The organism is Paludibacterium sp. B53371 (genome assembly GCF_018802765.1).
Taxonomy (GTDB): domain Bacteria; phylum Pseudomonadota; class Gammaproteobacteria; order Burkholderiales; family Chromobacteriaceae; genus Paludibacterium.
Window position 1 is genome coordinate 1,266,043 of the sequence record NZ_CP069163.1, and the last position, 21,674, is coordinate 1,287,716.

The 21,674-nt window shown below is 62.3% G+C and carries 19 protein-coding genes; 15 read left to right on the plus strand and 4 right to left on the minus strand.

The genetic code is table 11. The annotated features are described in order from the left end of the window. The first annotated feature begins 3 nt into the window (after positions 1–3). From JNO51_RS06090 to flgL, 4 genes are all read left to right on the plus strand, one after another. On the plus strand, positions 4–1,098 hold the full coding sequence (locus tag JNO51_RS06090; RefSeq protein ID WP_215782124.1) for a flagellar basal body P-ring protein FlgI: 1,095 nt from the start codon (positions 4–6) through the stop codon (positions 1,096–1,098). Between the two features lie 86 nt (positions 1,099–1,184). Then, complete coding sequence (flgJ, locus tag JNO51_RS06095) at positions 1,185–2,135, plus strand: flagellar assembly peptidoglycan hydrolase FlgJ (protein WP_215782125.1); 951 nt, start codon at positions 1,185–1,187, stop codon at positions 2,133–2,135. Between the two features lie 53 nt (positions 2,136–2,188). Further along, entirely contained in the window at positions 2,189–3,985 is a 1,797-nt protein-coding gene (flgK, locus tag JNO51_RS06100) for a flagellar hook-associated protein FlgK (RefSeq protein WP_215782126.1), read from the plus strand. 20 nt (positions 3,986–4,005) lie between these two features. After that, positions 4,006–4,917: a flagellar hook-associated protein FlgL gene (flgL, locus tag JNO51_RS06105; protein ID WP_215782127.1), complete on the plus strand. Its 912-nt coding sequence runs from the start codon at positions 4,006–4,008 to the stop codon at positions 4,915–4,917. A gap of 74 nt (positions 4,918–4,991) precedes the next feature. Here the strand turns inward: flgL and JNO51_RS06110 are convergent, their stop codons facing one another. Together JNO51_RS06110 and JNO51_RS06115 are read right to left on the minus strand one after the other, a co-directional pair. Then, positions 4,992–5,780 carry an enoyl-CoA hydratase-related protein gene (locus JNO51_RS06110; protein WP_215782128.1) on the minus strand — a complete coding sequence of 263 codons (789 nt, stop codon included), beginning with the start codon at positions 5,778–5,780 and terminating at the stop codon, positions 4,992–4,994. A gap of 32 nt (positions 5,781–5,812) precedes the next feature. Continuing rightward, positions 5,813–6,601: an alpha/beta fold hydrolase gene (locus tag JNO51_RS06115; RefSeq protein WP_215782129.1), complete on the minus strand. Its 789-nt coding sequence runs from the start codon at positions 6,599–6,601 to the stop codon at positions 5,813–5,815. 187 nt (positions 6,602–6,788) lie between these two features. Here JNO51_RS06115 and JNO51_RS06120 point away from each other — a divergent pair, with 187 nt between their 5' ends. Then, positions 6,789–8,732, plus strand: a complete 1,944-nt coding sequence (locus JNO51_RS06120; RefSeq protein ID WP_215782130.1) for a patatin-like phospholipase family protein — start codon at positions 6,789–6,791, stop codon at positions 8,730–8,732. A 52-nt stretch (positions 8,733–8,784) separates the two neighbouring features. Then, positions 8,785–10,620, plus strand: a complete 1,836-nt coding sequence (locus JNO51_RS06125) for a GGDEF domain-containing protein (protein ID WP_252346201.1) — start codon at positions 8,785–8,787, stop codon at positions 10,618–10,620. Here the strand turns inward: JNO51_RS06125 and JNO51_RS06130 are convergent. After that, positions 10,617–11,549, minus strand: coding sequence for a hypothetical protein (locus tag JNO51_RS06130; RefSeq protein ID WP_215782131.1), 933 nt, complete (start codon positions 11,547–11,549; stop codon positions 10,617–10,619). The two genes, JNO51_RS06125 and JNO51_RS06130, sit on opposite strands and share 4 nt — an antisense overlap. Before the next feature lie 190 nt (positions 11,550–11,739). Continuing rightward, positions 11,740–13,122: an MFS transporter gene (locus tag JNO51_RS06135; protein WP_215782132.1), complete on the minus strand. Its 1,383-nt coding sequence runs from the start codon at positions 13,120–13,122 to the stop codon at positions 11,740–11,742. Between the two features lie 157 nt (positions 13,123–13,279). Between JNO51_RS06135 and JNO51_RS06140 the strand changes: the two genes are divergently transcribed. From JNO51_RS06140 to JNO51_RS06180, 9 genes are all read left to right on the plus strand, one after another. Continuing rightward, complete coding sequence (locus JNO51_RS06140; protein WP_215782133.1) at positions 13,280–14,569, plus strand: FAD-binding oxidoreductase; 1,290 nt, start codon at positions 13,280–13,282, stop codon at positions 14,567–14,569. 97 nt (positions 14,570–14,666) lie between these two features. Beyond that, positions 14,667–15,197 (plus strand): FixH family protein, encoded by a 531-nt coding sequence (locus JNO51_RS06145; protein ID WP_215782134.1) that lies wholly within the window; start codon positions 14,667–14,669, stop codon positions 15,195–15,197. 37 nt (positions 15,198–15,234) lie between these two features. Next, positions 15,235–15,876, plus strand: coding sequence for a paraquat-inducible protein A (locus JNO51_RS06150; protein WP_215782135.1), 642 nt, complete (start codon positions 15,235–15,237; stop codon positions 15,874–15,876). Next, entirely contained in the window at positions 15,876–16,478 is a 603-nt protein-coding gene (locus JNO51_RS06155) for a paraquat-inducible protein A (RefSeq protein ID WP_252346202.1), read from the plus strand. The genes JNO51_RS06150 and JNO51_RS06155 overlap by 1 nt, the downstream gene beginning before the upstream one ends. Next, the gene (locus JNO51_RS06160) at positions 16,471–18,090 is read left to right on the plus strand and encodes an intermembrane transport protein PqiB (RefSeq protein ID WP_215782137.1); all 1,620 of its coding nucleotides are present in this window, start codon (positions 16,471–16,473) and stop codon (positions 18,088–18,090) included. The genes JNO51_RS06155 and JNO51_RS06160 overlap by 8 nt, the downstream gene beginning before the upstream one ends. Continuing rightward, complete coding sequence (locus tag JNO51_RS06165) at positions 18,087–18,653, plus strand: membrane integrity-associated transporter subunit PqiC (protein WP_215782138.1); 567 nt, start codon at positions 18,087–18,089, stop codon at positions 18,651–18,653. Before JNO51_RS06160 ends, JNO51_RS06165 begins: the two co-directional genes overlap by 4 nt. 102 nt (positions 18,654–18,755) lie before the next feature. Then, positions 18,756–19,484 carry a pseudouridine synthase gene (locus tag JNO51_RS06170; RefSeq protein ID WP_215782139.1) on the plus strand — a complete coding sequence of 243 codons (729 nt, stop codon included), beginning with the start codon at positions 18,756–18,758 and terminating at the stop codon, positions 19,482–19,484. Positions 19,485–19,533: 49 nt separating this feature from the next. Beyond that, positions 19,534–20,535: a hypothetical protein gene (locus tag JNO51_RS06175; RefSeq protein ID WP_215782140.1), complete on the plus strand. Its 1,002-nt coding sequence runs from the start codon at positions 19,534–19,536 to the stop codon at positions 20,533–20,535. 117 nt (positions 20,536–20,652) lie between these two features. Further along, positions 20,653–21,669 (plus strand): histidinol-phosphate transaminase, encoded by a 1,017-nt coding sequence (locus tag JNO51_RS06180; protein ID WP_215782141.1) that lies wholly within the window; start codon positions 20,653–20,655, stop codon positions 21,667–21,669. The last annotated feature ends 5 nt before the right edge of the window (positions 21,670–21,674 follow it).

The window sequence follows — 21,674 nt, forward strand, 5'->3', positions numbered from 1 at the left end:
CGCATGAAAAAACTGTTTTGTCTGTTGCTCGGCCTCGCTTTGTGCCTGCCGGTCTGGGCAGACCGCATCAAGGATATTGTCAATGTAGCCGGGGTGCGCCCCAACCAGCTGACTGGCTATGGTCTGGTGGTCGGTCTGGATGGCACCGGCGACAAGAATACCTCCTCGCCCTTCATGGGGCAGTCGCTGACCAATATGCTGACCCAGCTGGGGGTCAATGTGCCGGCCGGTACCAAGGTCGATCCGAAAAACGCGGCGGCGGTGATCGTGACCGCCACCTTGCCGCCGTTTGCCCGCTCCGGCCAGTTGCTGGATGTGACGGTTTCCTCCATCGGTGATTCGAAAAGCCTGCGCGGCGGAACCCTGATCATGGCGCCGCTCAAAGGGGCGGACGGTCAGATTTACGCCATGGCCCAGGGGAATGTGGTGATTGGTGGCGCCGGCGCATCTTCCGGCGGCAGCAGCGCGCAGATCAACCAGCTGAGCTCGGGCCGTATTCCGGATGGTGCCACGGTAGAACGCGAGTTGCCGATGTCGTTGGGCAGTGGCGATTTTGTGCGCCTTGAACTGATCAATGGCGATTTCACCACTGCCGAGCGTGTGGTGCAGGCCATCAATCGCAGCTTTGGTGCCGAGACGGCGCGGGCGCTGGATGGCCGGACGATCCAGGTGCGCGCCCCGTTTGATGCCAATGACCGGGTGCAGTTTCTGGCACGCATGGAAAATCTTGCCGTCGACCCGGCAGAAGTTTCCCCGCTGGTGATCATCAATGCCCGCACCGGGTCGATTGTCATGAACAAGGGCGTGCGCCTTGAACCTTGTGCCGTGTCGCATGGCAACCTGTCTGTGACCGTCAGCAATACCCCGTCGGTGAGTCAGCCCAATCCGCTGTCCAATGGGCGTACTGCGGTGACCAATCAGGCCAATGTCAGCGTACAGGCCCAGAACGGCAAGGTGTTCAATGTGCCGAGCAGCGCCAATCTCAGTCAGGTGGTCAATGCCCTCAATACCCTGGGGGCTACGCCGCAGGATCTGATCAGCATCCTGCAGGCCATGAAAGCCGCGGGTTCGCTCAAGGCCGATCTGCAGATTATCTGAGCGGTCATTCTGCTTGCAGCAAACAGCCCGCAAGGGCTGTTTTTGTATCTGGCACGTAAATTGCTATAAATCGTGCAGGAGGATGCATGGGCATTTCGAAATACACCGACCCGATGATGGCTCAGACGCTGGCGGCAGATCCGCAGGCGATGGCCAATATTTCGGCCAAAATCGGCAAGGATCCGAAGGCGGCGGTGCATGAGGTTGCCCAGCAGTTTGAGGCCATGTTTCTCGATACCCTGCTCAAGGGGATGCGCGAAACGCATTTCAGTGACGACGACCAGAGCAACGAAATGCAGACCTACAAAGGTCTGCTCGACCAGCAGATGGTTCAGTCGATGACCGCCGGCAAGGGTCTGGGGCTGACGCGCATGCTGGAGCAGCAGATCGGCCGGCTGGCGCATCTGGATGACAGCGCCCAGGACACGCCGCCCGGCTCGCAGGTCTTTGGCAGCCTGCCGCTGCCGGCACGCGCGATGCAGGCTTATCGCGCAGCCCAGGCGCAGGCGCAGGCGCAGGCGGCACAAAATGCCGCACCGCAGGCCAGTGCCGATTCCATCTCGGCAGCCGGAGCCAGCGGCTTCGCCCGAGCGCTGTTGCCACAGGCATCGCAGGCCGCCTCGCAACTGGGGGTGGCACCGGAATTGCTGGTGGCACATGCCGCGCTGGAAAGCGGCTGGGGCAAGCGCAGCATCCGTAATGCAGATGGCAGCGACAGTCACAATCTGTTCGGCATCAAGGCGGGCAGTGACTGGCGCGGTGCCACGACCAATATCGTCACCACCGAATATGTCAACGGTGTGGCACAGAAGAAGGTCGATACCTTCCGCTCCTATGGTTCGTATCAGGAGGCCTTTGCGGATTACGCCAATGTACTCGGCTCGTCGCCGCGTTACCGCAATGTCCTCAATCAGGGGCGCAATATTCAGGGTTATGCCCAGGGCTTGCAGAGCGGGGGATACGCCACCGATCCGCGCTATGCCCGCAAGCTGGTGGACGTGATGTCATCGCTGGCGCAGTACATGGCGCAGGCCTGACGGACGGCTCAAGACCGGACGATTCAGGTCGATAAGATTCTTGGAGGGTTATCATGCCGGACATTTTCAATATTGGTGTAAGCGGGCTGAATGCCGCCAACGTGGCACTGGCCACGGTGAGCCATAACATCTCGAACGCCAACACTACCGGCTACACGCGTCAGACCGTGCAGCAATCCGCTCTGGTGCCGCAGGATCTCGGCTCGAATTTTATCGGCATGGGGGTGTCGGTCGACTCCGTGACCCGCCAGTACAACAAGTATCTGAACGACCAGACGCTCAGCGCCCAGTCCACCAGCAGCTACTATTCGGCTCAGCTGACTCAGCTCAACCAGATCGACAACATCATGGCCAGCACCACCGCCGGCCTGAGTCCCAGCCTGCAGAACTACTTCACCAGTCTGCAGACCCTGTCGCAAAACCCGGCCTCGCTGCCGAGCCGGCAGAACGTGCTGGCCAGCGCCCAGGCGCTGGTGTCGCAGTTCCAGTCGATCGATAACCGTCTGAGCCAGATCCAGCAGGGGACCAATACCCAGATCGTCTCGGCCGTGGCCTCGATCAATACGCTGGCCAATACCATCGCGAGTCTGAACAAGCAGATTACCGCGCTGGCACCCGGCGGCTCGGTCAATCAGCCGAACGACCTGCTCGATCAGCGCGATCAGGCAATGAGCGATCTGAACAAGCTGATCGGCGCGACCTATGTGCAGGAGTCCAACGGCAGCTACGACGTGTTCATTGGTAACGGCCAGACGCTGGTGCAGGGCTATACCACGCTGCCGCTTTCGACCCAGCAGAATGCCACCAACCCGGCCAACGTCGATATTACCCAGCCCAATCCGAACGGCTCGGTCACGGTGATGCCGGATTATCTGTTCTCCGGCGGCTCGCTCGGTGGCCTGCTCAACTTCCGCGACAATACCCTGCAGCAGACGCAGGTCACGCTGGGCAACATTGCCATCGACTTCACCACGTCGATGAACTATCAGTCGAAGCTGGGTCTGGATCTGAACGGCAATGCCGGTACCAATATGTTTACCGATCTGACCGGCTATGCAAGTCAGCCGCAGAATGCCATTGCCAACCTGCAGATGCTGATGGGCGATCCGCGCAATATCGCCGCCGCCTCGGACATGCAGGTCAGCAAAGCCAACCAGTCGGCATTGAATACCGCAGGTGTTTCGGTCAACAGCGTGGCGGCGACCTTGCCGGGTAACTACGGCTGGACCTCGGCGACGGCCGCCGGTGCACCATCGGCAGCTTCGCATCTGTCGCTGACCATCGGCTCGACGGCAGCCACCGGCATGACGGTGACTGCCAGCGCGGCGGGGGTGATCACGGCAACCCTGGGGGCGACCACCTACAATGTGGTGGTGGACCCGACGCAGCAAAACGGTTACAAGGTGCAGACCGGGGCCGGGGTGGATGTCGGTATTGCCTTTACGCTGTCCGGCAAGATGCCCAACAGCACCAGCTTCACCATCACCCAGAACAATGCCGCCAGTTTCGGCTCCGGCGACAACAGCAACCTGCGCCAGATTCAGAATCTGCAGACCAAGGCCGTGGTCGACCCGTTGCGCAACGGAACCACCACCGGTCTGCAGTCGTTCCAGGATGCCTATGCATCCGCCGCCAGCATCGTGGGCAACAGCACCAATACCGCCAAGTCGGCCGGGGATGCTGCCAAAACCAATTTGCAGCAGACGACGCTGGCAAAATCCAATTTTTCCGGGGTCAACCTCGACCAGGAAGCAGCGGATCTGATCCGCTACCAGCAGGCATACCAGGCGTCCAGCAAGGTGATCAGTACAGCGCAGAAGCTGTTTGATCAGATCCTGTCGATGGGCTGATGTGAAAGAGGATTTGAATCATGCAGATCAGTAGCTACACCAAGTACTCGACCGGTACCTTCGATATCGACAACCTGCAGCAGGCGATCCAGTCGCTGCAGGAGCAACTCGATACCCAGCAGCGTGTCAACAAGCCTTCGGATGATCCGGTGGCGGCGACGCAAATTCTGCAGCTCAATCAGTCGAGCGGTCGCAATACCCAGTTCATCAGCAACAGCCAGAACGTCAAGTCGCAGCTGGGCATGGTGGATACCGCGCTGGGCAATACCGCCAATCTGCTCTCCAGCCTGAAATCGCTGGTGGTGCAGGCAGGCAATGGCTCGATCACCGCGCAGCAACTGCAGATGATGCAGCAGCAGGTCAATCAGAACCTCAACGAACTGGTCGGCTATGCCAATGCGACCGACGGACGTGGCGATTACCTGATGGGCGGCAACCAGATTTCCAGCCCGCCGTTTTCCTATAACGGTACCCAGTATGTCTACAACGGTGACTCCGGGCAGCGCCAGGTGCAGATCACCGATACCCGCTCCCTGCCGGTGACGCTCAACGGGGCGCAGGCTTATGGCAACAGTAGCGATCCGGCAGCGCTGCTCAATGCCATGCAGACCTTCAGCCAGTTGCTTGGCCAGACTACCAAGCCGGCCAACTATCAGACTCAGCTCGATGCCATCATGTCCAGCCTGGACAACGCCCAGCAGCAGATTCTGACCACCCAGGCCTCGGTGGGGGCGGCCGAGCAGGAAAACAACAGCACGCTGACTGCCAGCCAGGGCATGAGCGTGCAGTATCAGGAAGCCATCGGTAACCTGCAGAGCCTCGATCTGCCCAAGGCGATCAGCGATTTCACCATGGCACAGACGGCGTTGCAGTACAGCCAGCTCACCTATACCAAGGTCACCCAGCTGTCGCTGTTCAACTACATCTCGTAAATCTGGCGAGCCACGAGCCAGACGTGAAAACGGCAACCTGAACAGGTTGCCGTTTTTCATTGCTGCGCTTGCCGTCAGGACTGGACCCAGTCCGGGGCCCGATGCTCGATGAAGGCCAGAATACCTTCGCGGCCTTCCTGGCTGGTCCTGACCTGCAGCGAGCTCTCCAGCATCTTCGTCTTGACCGTATCGTCAATCGGATATTGATCCAGCTCGGTGATCAGTTGTTTGGTGATGGCCATGGCCTGCGGTCCGTTGAGCAGCAACTGACGTACCAGTTGCTCCACCGTGCTGTCGAGCAGGGCTGGTGTGACGTCCTGATGCAGCAGGCCGATGCGTTTGGCCTTGCCGGCGTTGAAGCGCTCGCTGCTGACCATGTAGCGGCGCGCCGCGCGGGCACCGATGGCGCGCACGATATAGGGCATGGCCACCCCGGTGGTCACCCCCTGGCGGACTTCGGAGAATCCGAACAGCGCATCGGTCACGCCGATGGCAAAGTCGCAGCAGGCAATCAGGCCGATGCCGAAGCCGAACGAGGAGCCCTGTACCCGGGCGATGGTCGGCTTGTTGAAGCGGTCCAGGGTGTCCAGTACCGTGGCGTATTCGCCGACGATGCCGCGCATGACGCTTTCGTCCGCCTCGGCCAGCAGGCGCATGGCATTGATGTCATGGCCGGCGGAGAAGCTGATGCCGCTGCCGGTGAGGATCACCGCACGGATGGCATCGTCTTCGGCCAGGGTCTGCAGATTGGCGTTGAGCAGGTTCACGCCGTCATGATCCAGCGCGTTATGACACTCAGGCCGGTTCAGGGTGAGGGTGGCGACGCCGCGCGCGTCTACATTCAGCAAAATGGATGAGCTCATGGTTTTCTTCTTGTCTCTCTGAGTTGGCAGTTTCAGGGCAGGCAAAAGCCGGTAATGGCCCGGCAAAATGCTTCCGGGGCCTCCAGATGCAGCACGTGGCCGGCACCCGGCAGCAGCGCCAGCGTCGAGCCGGCAATACGTTCGTTCAGCAGCTCCGCCTGATAGCGCGGCGTCAGGCGGTCTTCGGTACCGACAATGATATGCGTCGGTACCTGGATGCTGTCGAGCCAGGTGCGGGCATCGTGTTGCTTGATGCCCGCCAGCAGTCGCACCACCGAGGGCCAGTCCACCAGCGAGGCCAGGCGCTGCAACTCAGGCAGCATGGCGGCCTGCGAAGACAGGAAGCGACTGGAAAACAGCCAGGGGACGCTGATCTGGTAGCCCAGATCAAAGCCGCCGGCCTCATGGGCTTCGACCCAGCTGTCACACATGGCGGCATTGACTGCATCTGACCAGGCCAGTGTCGAGGCCAGCAGCAGTTTTTCGATGCGATCGGAATGATGGCGGGCAAAATGCTGCGCTACCATGCCGCCATATGACAAACCTACCAGGTAGCAAGTTTCAATGGCCAGCTCATCGAGCAGTGCCAGCGCCACTTCCGCCTGTTCCTCCAGCCGGTAATACGGCACGTCCGGCTTGTCACTTTGCCCCTGTCCCGGGAAGTCCAGCCGCAACAGCCGGTAATGCGCCTCCAGCACCGGCAGCAGGAACGTCCAGGCGACAGTCGACATGGTGATGCCATTGAACAGCACCAGCGTCTTCTGACCCTGTCCACTGAGCTCGTAATAAATCGACTGACCATCAAGCTGGATGTGCGGCATGGCAAACTCCCTGGCGGCTGTCTCAATTGTATGCCGTGAAAGCTCATTTTTGCCATAAATGGTGCAATTGTCATTTTTTCTTCATTCAGCCCGCCGCATCTGCCCGCAGACATGGTTGCTTTGTGCAAGCCCGCTTCGGTGATCGCTGCTGTAATGCCGCCTCTTTATCTGACTGGCAGGAGACATCATGACGCAAGGCTTGCACCCGCCGGTTCGCCATCCCGGGCGGACCGTGCTGATCGATCAACTCGGCACCGCACACCTGACATTGAGCCGATGCACTACCGGCTACGTCCTGTCAGCCGCGCTGCCGCCGATTCGCGGTCTGGTGTTGTCCGGTGGCGGAGTCAAGGGGCTGGCCTATGTCGGCGCCCTGGAGGCGCTGGCGCATGACGACGCCTTGTCGGCCATCCGGGAGATCCGTGGCGCTTCGGCGGGGGCGCTGGTGGGCGCCTTGCTGGCTTGCGGTATGTCCGCAGGCGAGCTGAAGGCGCTGACGGACCAACTGGCCTTGCCTGCCCTGACCCGGCGGCGGGGAGATCCGTTGCAGGGACTCTCCCTCCCCAGGCGCTGGTGGCTGCGCTGGTTCAATACCGGCCAGCCTTTGCAGCAACTGGTGTCGCAATACGGCAGGGCGGCCCTGCTGGCGCGACTGGCGGAGTGGCTGGCCCGGCACGATCCGGCCAGTCGCGATTACCGGCAGGTGCAGCGCTGGCATGAGCAACTGGCAAATCAGACACGGCCGCTGACCTTTGCCCTGCTGGCGCAGATCAGTCGCCTGCTGCCGGCCGTCAAGCGTTTTGGCTGCGTGATTTCCTTTCAGCGGGCGCGTTTCGGTCTTGGCGGCCTGCGTCTGCTGGATGCCGACAGCACGCCCGGCCTGGAGGTCGCCCGGGGTGTGCAGGCATCCTGCGCATTGCCTCTGCTGTTCAACCGGGTCCGGCTGACTTTATCTCGCCCCGGCGTGCGTGAGCGCGGCTGGGGCTTTGATGGTGGTTGCAGTTTGAATACGCCGGCAAGCAGCCTGATTCTGCCTGCCGGTCTGGATGATGAATGGCCGGACGGCGATGAGTTGGTCTTGCGCTTTGAAGCCCCCGCTCGTGTGGGCTGGCGTCTGTGGCTGCGGCGGTGGTTTGACGCCCTGGCCGGCATGCACTCGGTGGCGTCCGATGCCTGGTTGCATGATCAGTGGGCGCACAGCGCAGCCGGGCGACAGGTGGTGACGATCCCGCTGCGCCAGTCGCAGACGGACCTCACCCATGCCACCTGGCGGCTGAATCTGAACCGGCAGCAACGCCAGCTTCTGCAGCACGCCGCCCGGCAGGCCGTCTCCGCGCATTTGCAGGCCCGACAACAGGCACGTCAGTCGCGATGCTATGCGTCGCTGGCTCCAGCCTTGCTGGCATTGGATGACGCGCACTTTTCCCTGCTGTGCCGGCAGGGCTTGCCGGCACCCGAGGCGGCGGAACTGGCTCGCACGGCCGCGTTTCGCCAGGCGATTGACGATGTGCTGGCACGTCTGGCCGAGTTGTCGGAGGCGCTGCGTTGTCAGGCCATGAGTCAGCAGCAGGGCGAGTCCCTGATTCGACAGGCGCTCTCTCGCGCCGGGGCCCTGTTGGCGACTGCGAGCTCGCCGCCCGGGCGCATCGACCCGCATCGCCTGGATTATCTGCTGCGTTGCCTGCGATCCCCTTGTTACCGGACGGTGCGTCAGGTGCTGGACCAGGCCTGGCAGCGTCCCGCAGGCGCCCGAAGCGCATTGGAGTCCGCCTGGCTGGCGCATCAGGAAAAGAGGCTGGTACAGATTCTGGCGCATGAGATCGAGCGCCAGGTGCTTTATCCGGCCAGACTGGCACTGTGGCAATGCCGTGAAAATCAGGATCTGCTGATGCGTGTCCAGCCACGCCTGGGTGTCCCGCGCAGCCTGAGTGCCTTGCAGTCCCTGCTGGAGCAGTGGCGGCATGCCTATCAAACGCGTTTGTTTGGCCTGTATTGCCCGGGACAGGTCGCCCGGCGCCTGAAAGACTGGCTCAGAGAGTTGCGCCTGCTGCGTCAGGGCCGGGGCAGGGTGTGGGGGGATGTGACGCTGTTTGCACAAAAGCGTCAGGGCGTCTACGACATGTCACCTTAATGTCATCTTGCAGGCATAAAGTCACTACCCTGTCTGATAGGGTCAGTCTTTGATGAATATGTCATTAAGCGGGGGCGAGGGCGGGTTGCTGGCGCTCGCCGCCAACTGCGATGAACTCGAGAGCATCATTCGCGAGCGTCGGCTGTTTCCGGTCTATCAACCCATCGTCGATCTGCAAAGCGGGATCACGCTCGGCCACGAAGGCTTGATCCGCGGGCCGGCAGACAGCCCCCTGCATCTGCCGCTGCATTTGTTTCAGCAGGCGGCGCAATGCGGCCGGGCCATCCAGCTGGACCAGTGTTGCCGCCGCGTCACCATGGAGCGCTTTGCCGAGCTGGGCTTGCCGGCGCGGCTGTTCCTCAATGTCAATCCGGAAACCTTGCTGTCACCGGATCATCGCCCGGGAAAAACCCTGGCCTATTTGAAGCAGATCGGTCTGGAACCCGAGCGTATTGTCATCGAACTGACCGAGACCCTGCCGTTTGCCAGCTACCATGCCCTGCGCGAAGCCACCGAATATTACCGCCGCAACGGTTTTCACCTTGCCCTGGATGATCTGGGCGAGGGCTATTCCAACTTGCGGCTGTGGTCTGAGCTGCGGCCTGATTTCGTCAAGCTGGACAAGCACTTCGTGCAGAACATTCAGCGAGACCCTTTCAAGGAGCAGTTTGTCCGTTCCATGGTCGACATGGCGCGTCAGGCCGGCACCCTGCTGATTGCCGAGGGCATCGAGTCCGCTGCAGAATTGCGGCTGCTGCGCAATCTGGGCGTGAAATACGGCCAGGGGTATCTGATTGCCAGACCAGAGCGCGAGCCGGACAAACAGCTGCAGCACTCGATTGGCGGGATTGTCTGGAGCGGTGAACGTCAGCGCGGCAGTGCGCGCCAGATCGTGGCGCGTGACCTGCTGATCGAGGTGGATCCCCTGCAGGTCTCGGATACCAATGAACAAGCGTATCGCCTGTTCGCTGCCGATCAGGATTGTTTTGCCATCCCGGTGCTGGAGCAGGGGCGGCCGGTCGGCCTGCTGCGCCGCCATCATTTTCTGGAAAGCTTTGCCCGACCCTTCAATCGCGAGCTGTATGGCAAGAAAAGCTGCACGGTGATGATGGAAAAGCGCCCGCTGATCGTGGCGGACGATACCGATATCACCACCTTGTCTTCTCTGGTGCTGGCTGCCGGCAAAGACTATCTGGCAGATGGCTTCATTCTGACCGAAGACGGCAGTTATCTCGGCATGGGCACTTGCTATGACCTGATGCGCAAGATCACCGATCTGCAGATCAGTGCCGCGCGCTATGCCAATCCGCTGACCGGGCTGCCTGGCAATGTGCCGATCAACGAGGCGATCGACCGGTTGATCGAGAGCAGCCAGCACTTTGTTGTGGCCTATGCCGACCTCGACCATTTCAAGCCGTTCAACGATCTGTATGGTTACGCCGCCGGGGATGAGCTGATCGAGCTGGTGGCCAACATCCTGTCGGAAGAGGTGGATGAGTCGCTCGACTTTGTCGGGCATGTGGGCGGCGACGATTTCGTGGTGCTGATGCAGTGCGCCGACTGGGAGCACCGGCTGAGAAAGGTGCTGTCCGCCTTTGACCAGGCCGTACCGTATTACTTTTCGCCCGAGCATGTCAGTGAGCAGGGCTTTCACCTGGCAGACCGGCGTGGCGAGATGACGTTCTTCCCGCTCACCTCCTTGTCGCTCGGGGTGCTGAAGGTACTGCCCGGCCAGTATCGCAGTCATGTGGAAATTGGCGCTGCCGCGGCCGAGGCCAAAAAAATGGCCAAGAAGCAAAGTGGCAGCAGCCTGTTCATCGAGCGGCGCCGACCCGACGGCGAACCGGCATTGCCGGCGGGGCCGTGGGCCGGGCCTGTCTCAGGCTAGTGGTCGTCGTCGACCCCATAGAGCCAAAACTCACCCAGATCGGTCAGGATGGGGAGTGCCTTGCCTTCCTGGGTGCGCAGGGTCATGACCCGCATGCTGTTTTTGTTGTCATGGAAGGTGACCAGTAAGGCCGTGCCCTGTTCGATGGCGCCGATTTGCCACTTGGGGGGCATGAATCCCCAGCTTCGACCTTCGCCCGGTGCCCGTTCCCGTGCCAGCACGTTGGTGGGCAGGGTGGTGAAAATGGTCGCCCGGGTCAGCCGGCCCCAGACGCTGCCCACGGCGGTGAGCGCCGGCCTGATGCTGTGAGTGAGCGTTGAGTCATCCAGCAAGGCCACGATCGGCTTGTCGCTGTTCACCGCACGCAGGCGATCCTCCCGCAGCCAGTCAATGTTGCGGCGCTGATCCACCCCGCCAATGCTTTTGAAACTCTGCAGCTGGACGAAATGCCTCCCCGCGAAGTCAAACGAAAAGACCTGGCCTGCCGGTGCCTGCTGGCCCCCCGTCTGGCTGATCTGCGTCTGCATCACGGCCTTGGCCGCGGGCAGGCGCATTTCGTTTTCCCCCAGACCGAACCAGTGTGGGAACGCCGAGTCAGGCGCATGGTCCTTCAGCCAGAAATTCTGCAGCCACTCCCACTGCTGCTGGCTGCCGCTGGCGGTCAGATTGCCGTTGATCCACATGCCCTTGAGATTCAGGTCAGGACGGGCATTGCGCAGCGCGGTGATCTGGCGCGCGAACAGCTTGTTTTGTTCTGCCTGCGAAAAGCAGTGCGAACCGGCGACATAGCTTGGTGCCGGGTCGCATGACAGTCGCGGCCCTCCGGTGAAGATCAGGCTGAATGAGCCCTGCGCCAGGGCGGGCAGGCAAAGTCCGATCAGCAGACCAAGTCCAGATCGATGAAGTCGGGAATTTGAATGGGTGCGCATAAGGCCCTCGTCTGGTGGGTGGCGTGGCTGGGGCCATCTGCCAGGCCGGCGCAGTCCCTGCCGGCTTTGCGGCAGGCCCCAGGCTCGTCATGCGAGCCCTGTCATGCTGGGCCGGACGCGGCACGAAGACCAGAGGGCCGGGGGGTAAGTCGTTGAAAACAGGAATGTCTGACAGAAGTATGGCGCGGACTCAGTCGGTGGCACTGGTCGCGCATGTCAGCGATCGCCCGGCCTGTGGTGACAGCTTGCGGGTGGGCAGGACCGACAGGCAGGAGAACAGACCGATCAGCAGAAAGGCTGGCCAGAAGTCGCTGCTCTGCGGAACGGCATGCCCGTGCCAGGCGCTGTTCCAGCTCAGTGCCAGTCCGGCCAGGGTCACGCCCAGCCCCAGTGACAACTGCTGCACGACACTGGCCAGACTGGTGGCCCGACTGATGTCCTTGTCGGTGATGTCGGCATAGACAATGGTGTTGAGGCAGGTGAATTGCAGCGAAGGAAACAAACCGCCAAACAGCACGAACAGCATCATCAGCCAGATCGGGGTATGGGGGGTGAACAGCCCGTAGCCTGCCATCACCAGACCGCAAAGCAGCGCATTGACCAGCATCACCGGCCGGTAACCGAAGCGCTGCAGCAGCGGGGCGGCCAGTGTTTTCATGGTAATGGCGCCCAGTGCCGAGGCGCAGGTCACCATGCCGGCGGCAAAGGCGCTGTGCCCCATGCCGATTTGCAGTGACAACGGCAGCAGAAAGGGGGTGGCGCCCAGGCCGAGGCGGAACAGCGAGCCGCCCAGTACACTGGCGCGCAGGGTTGGTATGCGCAGCAGGCTCAGGTCCAGCAAGGGTTGTGCCGTCTGTTGTGCATGCCGCCAGTAGAAAATCAGCAACAGGCTGCCCGCCAGACAAAGCGCCGCGATCCAGGCCACGGGGACCAGCCCGCTGCCGATCAGGGCCAGGCCGAGCATCAGCAGCGCACTGCCGGTGCCGGACAGCAGGAAGCCGGCGACATCCAGCGGCGGGCAGTCGGCCTCGCGCCAGGCGCGCAGATAACGGGCGGACAGGAACAGCCCCAGGACACTGATGGGCAGGTTGATGAGGAAGATCCAGCGCCAGTCGAAATAGGTCGTGATGAAACCGCCGACCGGCGGGCCGATGACCGGTCCGAGCAGGGCCGGAATCGTCAGGTAGCCGATGGCTCGAATCAGCTCGGCTTTCGGAATGGTGCGGAAAATCACGATGCGTCCGACCGGCACCATCATGGCGCCCCCGGTGCCCTGCAGAAAGCGCGCCAGGACAAACGTCGTCAGATGGTGTGCCAGTGCGCAGCCGAGCGAGCCGAGCATGAATACCACGATGGCAGTGCTGAAAACCCGCCGGGCACCAAAACGATCCGCCATCCAGCCGCTGATGGGGATGAAGATGCCCAGGCCGACGACATAGGCGGTCAGCGCCAGTTTGAGGGTGACCGGGCTGTGGCCGAGTTCCAGGGCAATGGCTGGCAGAGAGGTGGTAATGACGGTGGCGTCCATGCTTTCCATCAGCATGGCGCAGGCAACAATCAATGGTACAAGCATGAGTCTGTGAGGGATCCCGACGGCAGCCGGTCAGTCTGATCCTGCTGGCCGCGTTTGGCAATCAGCCGCTAGTTGTTTTGCTGTTTTTAATGCTATTGTCAAAAATATTAAGCATGCGCTAATCTTTTTAGACACCCCGTGCCATTGAAAGGCTTTTATGCTGAATTATGCCCGCCAGCCCCATGCCCACTCCTACTATGCGGCCACTGCCACACCCTGGACCCTGCGTCCGGCGCTGGATGGCAACGCACAGTACGATGTGTGCGTGATCGGGGGCGGGCTGGCCGGTTTGTCGACGGCGCTGAATCTGGCCGAGCGCGGCTTCAGCGTCGGTTTGCTGGAAGGCTCGCAGATCGGTTTTGCCGCCTCGGGCCGCAATGGCGGTCAGGTGATCAGCGGTTTTGCCTGTGATATGGATACCCTGCGCGCCCAGGCGGGAGAGGAGTACGCCAGATCGTTCTGGGACATGTCGGTCGAGGCGGTCGAGATCATCGATCAGCGGGTACGGCAGCATCAGATCGACTGTGACTGGACGCGCGGATATTGCACGGTGGCGGTAAAGCCCCGTCAACTGCGCGATCTGGCTGCCTGGCAGCAGGAAGCCGCCGGGCGCTACGGTTATCAGCACTACCAATGGTGGGACTTGCCGCAGCTGCGCAGTCAGTTGGGCAGCGAGCGTTATGTCGGCGGCCTGTTTGATCCGCTGGCCGGCCATCTGCATCCCCTCAACTATACCCTCGGACTGGCGCGTGCCGCCGAAGCCGCCGGTGTCACCATTTACGAAAATACCCCGGTTCGTTCGCTGGTGCGCGAACCCTCACCCCAGGCCGTGACCGAGCGCGGCAGCGTCAGCTGCAAGATCCTGGTGCTGGCCTGCAATGTGTTTGGTGGCACCCTGGCCCCCGAGTTGTCGGCACGCATCATGCCGGTCGGTACCTATGTCATTGCCACCGAACCGTTGGGGGCCGAGCGTGCCCGTGGCCTGATTGCCAATAATATGGCGGTGTGCGACAGCAACTTCGTGCTCGACTACTACCGCCTGTCCGCCGATCACCGCATGTTGTTCGGCGGCAAGGTCAGCTACTCCGGTCGCGAACCGCGCGATCTGGCGCAGGCCATGCGCAGTGACATGTTGCGCGTGTTCCCGCAGCTGGCAGATGTGTCGATCGACTACGCCTGGGGCGGGTTCTGCGACATCACCATGAACCGGGCGCCTGATTTTGGCCGGCTGAGCCCTTCGATCTACTACCTGCAGGGTTTTTCCGGCCACGGGGTGAACATTACCGGGATTGCCGGCAAGATGCTGGCCGAGGCGATCGCGCATGAAAACACCCGTTTCGAGCTGTTCTCGCGCTTGCGCCACCGTCCTTTCCCGGGCGGCGCTCTGTTGCGCACACCGGCGCTGGTGCTGGGCATGCTGTATTACCGCCTGAAGGATTATTTGTAAGGCGATCGGCGAAGTACAATACTTGGGATCATGGTCTTTCATGCCGTAGTGATATGACGGATAATCGAGAGAAAAACATCTTGCAGGCGGAGAAACCATGACTATCCAATCCAATTCGAGTATGTCGGCACCCTGGTACAAGCATCGTTGGCCGTGGTTGCTGATTGCCATTCCGTTTTCCTCTGTCTGTGTCGGCAGCTATTTCATCTATATCGCCACCCACGGCACGGATCCGATGGTGCAGGAGCAGTATTACGCGGCTGGCCAGTCGATCAATTCATTGATCGAGGCCGGCAAAACGGCCGAGAAGATGGGTTTGCTTGGCCAGCTGACCTTTGCCGATAACAGCGTGACGCTGGTCCTGCAGCGCAAGGTGAACGAGCCCTTGCCGCCGGTGCTGACCCTGCAGTTGTCGCACCCGACCATCGCCAGCCTGGATCAGACCGTGAATCTGGTGGTCGGGCCCGATGGCCGTTACAGCGCGGCACTGCAGCCCAGTCAGGCTTCGCGCTGGGATCTGACGCTCAGTGCCCCGGACAAGCGCTGGAGTCTGTCCGGCAAGTGGAACAAAGAAGAAGGCAGCCAGGCGACATTGTCGCCAACGGATGTGCGCGAAGCCCAGAACTGAGGCGCGGCCGAGGTCTGGCGTTTCCGGCGGAGGGACAATGCAAGGGGGCGAGCCGAACCGGGATGGGCTGATTGTCTGTCATGACTGTGACCTGCTGCAGCGTCTGACGCCGCTGAGCGCCGGCGAGCGGGCGCAATGCCCGCGTTGCGGGGCCGTGCTGCTGCGTGGCCCCGGTATCGGCTTGCAGGCACGTTGTGCCCTGGTGCTGACGGGGCTGCTGGTGTTGTTGCTGGCCAATGTCTTCCCGATTGTGTCGATGAGCGCCCAGGGGGCACGCACCGCCACGACCTTGCTGGGGACTGCCTGGGCACTCTGGCAGCAAGGTATGTGGCCGGTGGCGCTGCTGGTGGCAGCCACCGCCATGCTGGTGCCGCTGCTGGAGTTGCTGGTGCTGGGCTATCTGATGTTTCCCCTGTTGCTCCGGCGCGTCCCCCCCGGCTTTGACCGAATTCTGCGTATTCTGCATGTCTTGCATCCCTGGGGGATGGCCGAGGTGTTCCTGATGGGCGTGCTGGTGGCGCTGGTCAAGCTGTCGCATCTGGCGGATATCGCGCCTGGTGTTGGCTTATGGGCATTTTTCGCCCTGATTCTGCTGCTGGCGCTCAATGCCAGTCAGTTCGATTCGCGTGGTCTGTGGGCCAGTTATCGTCGCCTGCAACAGGCACAGGGAGCCGGATGATGGCGTTGTCGACCTGCCTGGTGTGCGGGACCACCTGCCGGCTGGCAGGCGATGGCGAGTCGGTTTGCCCTGTGTGTGGCAGCCGGCTGGCGCGTCGCAAGCCGGATAGCCTGAGTCGCTGTACGGCCTGGTTGCTGGCGGCGTTTCTCTGCTATCTGCCGGCCAATGTGCTGCCGATCATGACGACCCGTACCTTGTTCGGCCGCCAGGACGACACGATTTTGAGCGGAGTGGTGTATCTGTGGCTGGCAGGTTCCTGGCCGCTGGCGCTGGTGGTGTTTGTGGCCAGCATCCTGGTGCCCTTGCTGAAAATGCTCAGCCTGAGCTTTTTGCTGCTGTCGATTCGCTGGCGCTGGCGCTGGGCGCCCGAGCAGCGTACTCGCCTGTACCGGCTGCTGGAGGCCATCGGGCCATGGTCGATGCTGGATATTTATGTGGTTGGCCTGCTGGTGGCGCTGGTGCAACTGCGCGGGCTGGCCAGCATTCAGGCCGGCCCCGGGGCGCTGGCCTTTGCCGCGGTGGTGGTGCTGACCATGCTGGCCGCCAATGCGTTTGATCCGCGGCTGATCTGGGATAACAACAAGGAAACCTTGCATGACTGAGCCCGACCCGTCTTCCTTCTTGCCGGAAGCCAGGGTGCTGCCACGGCGCCGGATTAATCCCTCCCTGGTCTGGCTGGTGCCGCTGCTGGCAGCACTGATCGGGGCCTGGCTGGTGGTGAACACCATCCTGTCGCGCGGTCCGACCATCACCATTCTGTTTACCTCCGGCCAGGGGCTGGAGGCGGGCAAGACGCGCATCAAGTACCGTGATGTGGACATCGGAGAGGTGACGGCGGTGACACTGAGTCCGGACCGGCATCATATTCAGGTCAAGGCACGCCTGGTGCGCGAGGCTTCGCCCTATTTGCTGGCGGACAGTCGTTTCTGGGTGGTGCGTCCGCGGATCAGCGGCGGCACGGTGTCCGGTCTGGACACGCTGTTGTCCGGCTCGTATATCGCCATGGACGTCGGTCATGCCAGCCAGACCAGTGATCATTTTACCGGGCTGGACGAGGCGCCGATTGTCAGCAGTGACCGTCCGGGGCGGCAGTTTACCCTGCAGGCTGAGGATCTCGGTTCGCTGGAGGTTGGCTCGCCGGTCTTGTATCGCCGGGTTCCGGTCGGTCAGGTGGTGGGCTACCACCTGGCGCCCGATGGCCAGAGTGTGGCGGTGGCCGTCTTCGTCAATCAGCCGTATGACCAGTATGTCCGCAACAACAGCCGCTTTTGGCACGCCAGCGGGATTGACGTCAGCATGGACGCCAACGGACTGAAGCTGGCGACCCAGTCACTGATGTCGGTGGCGCTCGGCGGCGTGGCCTTTGAGACGCCGGATGAAGGCCGGGGCAGCGAGGCATCGAGCAACCATGTGTTCCTGCTGGCTCGCAACCATGATCAGGCGTTGCGCCAGGTCGAAACCACGGTGCTGCGCTATCAGGTGCGGTTTGCCGATTCGGTGCGCGGGCTGACAATCGGTGCCCCGGTGGATTTCCGTGGTATTGCGATTGGCGAAGTTGCCGGCCTGGCGCTGGATCCGGCCTCGCCGCCGGGGGCGCCCAAGATGCTGGTCAGCCTGCGCATCTATCCGGATCGTCTGACGGCGGTGGCCGGGGGCAAGCCACAGCGCGCAGAGCTGGAGGAGGCGAAGCTGGCGTCTGCGGTGGCACATGGCTTGCGAGCCCAGTTGCGCACGGCCAGCCTGCTGACCGGTCAGTTGTATGTCGCCATCGATTACTTTGCCGATGCGCCGCGTGCGCGCCTGGGGCATCTGAATGGTCAGCTGTTGTTGCCCAGCATGCCGGGCGACATCGGCGAGCTGCAGCATAGTCTGACACGGATTGCCCGCAGTATTGACCGCATGCAGCTGGATGTTCTGTCGGCGGATCTGCGCCGCTCGCTGCATACGCTCAATGGGACGCTGCAGCAGACCGATCGCCTGATGAATGGCATGAGTCAGCAAGGTCTGCCGCAATTGCTCAGCACCCTGCAGTCCCTGCAGCAGACACTGGACAGTGCGCGTCAGACGCTGCGGCCGGATGCCCCGCTGCAGCAGGATCTGCGCGATGCCGCCCATGAAGTGACGGCGGCAGCGCAGAGTGTGAAAACGCTGACCGACACCTTGCAGCGCCATCCCGAGGCGCTGATTCGCGGTAAAGCAGGAGAGGCACCATGAACCGTATCCTTGCCTTGTGGTTGTGCCTGTTGTTGTTCGGTTGCGCCTCGGCACCGGTGCATTACTATCGACTGCCCGAGCAGGGCGGCACCGAGCCGCCGAGCCGGTCGGACGGTCCCACTTTGCAGATCGGGCCGGTTTCCTTGCCCGGCTGGCTCAACCGCCCGCAGTTGCAGCAAACCGGCGCGGATGGTCAGGTGCATTTTCTGCCGCAGGCCGAATGGGCGGCGCCGTTGGCCAATCTGCTGGCACTGGACCTGGCCAGGCAGCTCGGCCGGTCCCTGGTCACGGCTCAGGTGCGCGCCTGGCCGTCTGCTTCGCCACTGGCAGCCGACTGGCAGGTTGCGCTGGATGTTCTGGCACTGGATGCCGGTCGCGAGAGGCTGCAGCTGGATGCCCGCTGGCAGATCCTGCATGCCGGTCAGCCCGTCGGGCAGGGGCGTCTGACGCGTTCGTTCGCGCTGAGTGGTCAGGATGCGACGGCCCTGGTGCTTGCCCATGAACAGGCCAGTGCGGCACTGGCCGCTGCCATTGCCGAGAGTTTGCGCCCGTTTGTACATTGAAGCGGTTTTGTTCCCGGCGCCAATCTCTTACAATACGGCTTGTTTAATTGAGAAGGCGATCCCGTCGCAATCGGAGATCGCCTTTATTGCTTGGGAGTTCTGATGGAACCGGTACGTCTTTCCAAACGCCTGGCCGAATTGGGCATCTGCTCTCGCCGTGAGGCCGACAGCTATATTGAGCAGGGATGGGTCAAGGTCGATGGGGAAGTGGCGATACTTGGTCTGAAGGTGTTGCCGCACCAGACCATCGAGGTCGATGCCCGTGCCCGTGCCGCTCAGTCGGCACGCGTGACGATTCTGCTCAACAAACCGGTTGGCTATGTCTCCGGACAGGCAGAGAAGGGCTATCCGCCGGCCGTGACGCTGGTGACCGGCAGTAGTCGCTGGGTGGGCGATACGGCACGACAGCGCTTCACGCCGGGCCATCTCAAGGGGCTGGCGCCGGCCGGGCGGCTGGATATTGATTCGGTCGGTCTGCTGGTGCTGACCCAGGATGGTCGCATTGCCAAGCAGTTGATCGGGGAGAATTCCCAGGTCGAAAAAGAGTATCTGGTTCGGGTGACCGGGCAGATGATTCCGCAGGGGCTCACGCTGCTCAATCACGGTCTGGAACTGGATGGCGAAGCCCTGCTGCCGGCCCAGGTCAGCTGGCAGAACGAGGACCAGTTGCGCTTTGTCCTGCGCCAGGGCAAGAAGCGCCAGATCCGCCGCATGTGCGAACTGGTCGGCTTGCGTGTGACCGGCCTGAAACGGGTGCGCATCGGCAAGATCATGCTGGGCAATCTGCCACCGGGGCAATGGCGCTATCTGCGCGAAGACGAATCGTTCTGAGGCGCGCACGGCGTTCCGGGCCTTTTCAATTTTCCGTGATGGGTGACCGATGTTCGGCAACCTGATACGCAGGGTTTTCGGTAGTTCAGCCTCGGCCAGTGCCGAGGAGCTGGCCACCATCGAGCGGATGGTGGCGGCGACCGATGCGCGCCTGGCCTTGCTGCCGGGTTATCGCAAGGCCCTGCTGCCCGGGGTGCGGGTCTGCCGCGACTATGCCGCCGAGCTGGTGCGCGATCTGCCCGATCCGCTGGAGCTTTCCCTGCTGTCTTTTACCCTGGACCGTCGTCTGGGGCTGTTTTTCTCTTCGCCGGCCAGTCTGCTCGGCATGCTGATGCGTAGTGATGCGCTGCAGGCCTTCTTTGCGTCCCCCTCGCAGGGCGATCAGGCGCTGGCACTGCTGCTGATGCAGCGGCGTGACAGTCAGCGCTATGGGATGGCCACACTCAACGGTGAGGTACGCAGTGATGTCGCCCAGACGGTCGTCAGCTTTGATCACCATCGCATGGTGCTGCCTTGCCCGTCTGTCGAGGTCTTGCGGGCGAGTACCGCGGAGCGGGCGCTGGAGGTGATTGCCGGCCTGGTGGCGCAGCGGCTGGCGCTGCTGGCCAAGGAGCGCAGTGATCTGGAAAGTGAACTGACCCGCATCCGCTTGCGCCTGACGGCGCTGAGCCACCCCGAGTCTCTGCTGATTGATGCCCTGCCGGATGACGACCCCCTGCCGCGCGATCGCGCCGGTTTGCTGCAGCGGCAGGAGGCCGCGCAGTGCCGCCTGAATGAAGTGCGCAGTGTGACGACCCTGAACGGCCTGCTGGAACTGGTGGCGCATATGCTGAGCCATCCGCAGGACTACTTCCGTCTGCAGCAGGCGTCGCTGACACTCGACCGTATGGGCGTGGTGCGCTCGGCCGATGAGATCGAGGAGGGGACCCGGGTGTGCATGGAAGAACTTCTGCTCTCGCCGGAAGAGCCGGTGCGGCGAGTGATTGTCCCGGTAAGCGTGAGCCGGACGGCCATGCAGGAGCTGGCGCGCAGCTTGCAGGCCGATGCCTGAACGTCAGAAGGAATGTGCCTAAAAGCGCGTCAGTGAATGGTGGTTCGCCTGCTGGCTGCTTTGCGCTGAGGTCGGTTCTCGCCATCATGAACCCCTGTCATTTGGATCGGGGGTATCGTGCTCAATCTGCATCGGAACGAATGTCGTCATGGCTTGTCGCCAGCGGTTCGCCGCCTGTTGTCTTCGGCAGGTCCGCTGGCCTGGCAATACCCTGCGCGGGAGGCGGCGCGTCTGGTGCAACGCCTGGCGATTTATCATCGTCGTCGTCCCGAGGAGTTCGTCCTCGGGGCCGGCGCCACGGCCATCCTGCAGACCGTGCTGGCTCATTTTGCTCGCCGGCCGGATGCCCGTCTGTTCTATAGTGCCCCGGTTTTTCCCCTTTTGCCGGCGATGGCCGGTGCCTTGCCAAGCGAATTCTGTCGCTGGCTTCCGGATGGCAGCATCGATTTGCCAGGCTTGCGCCAGCGCGTCGAGCAACACCGGGGGGCCGCCCTGGTCTATCTGAGCAACCCGGATTGCCATGGCGGACAAATGCTGGATCAGACGCTGCTGGATGCCTGGATGTGCGAGGCATCGCCACGGGTGCGTTTCATCATCGACGAAGCCTATATGGAGTTTCTGCCCGAGCCCGAGGCGCATTCGCTGCTGTCCCGGCTGGATGCCTTGCCGTCCTCGCTGCTGGTCTTGCGCACCTTTTCCAAAGCCTATGGGCTGGCTGGTTTACGCGTCGGCTTTGCGGTTGGGCGTGATGCCGGCTGGCTGGCCGGTCTGCAGGCGGCGCTGGCACCGGCACTGAATCTGCCCGGTCTGCTGGCCGCGGCCGAGGCTTTGCAAAATCCGGCCTGGCTGGAGCATGCTCGCTGGCTGCTGGCGACGGCGCGGGCGGCATTGTGCGAAGGGCTGGAGGCCCTGCAGTTGTCACCGCGTTGTTCAGTGCTGAATTTTGTGCTGCATCGCCTGCCGGGAGAGGCGGCGTTCTGGCTGGCTGGCCTGGCCGCTGCCGACGTGAGCGTCTGCTATCCGATCAACACCTTGCCCGGCTGGTGTCGGGTCAGTGTCGACAGTTTTGATGGGGTGCAGCGTTATCTGCAGGTCCTGCGGGATTTGCTGCAGCGCCGGGTGAGGGAGGGCTGAAATGA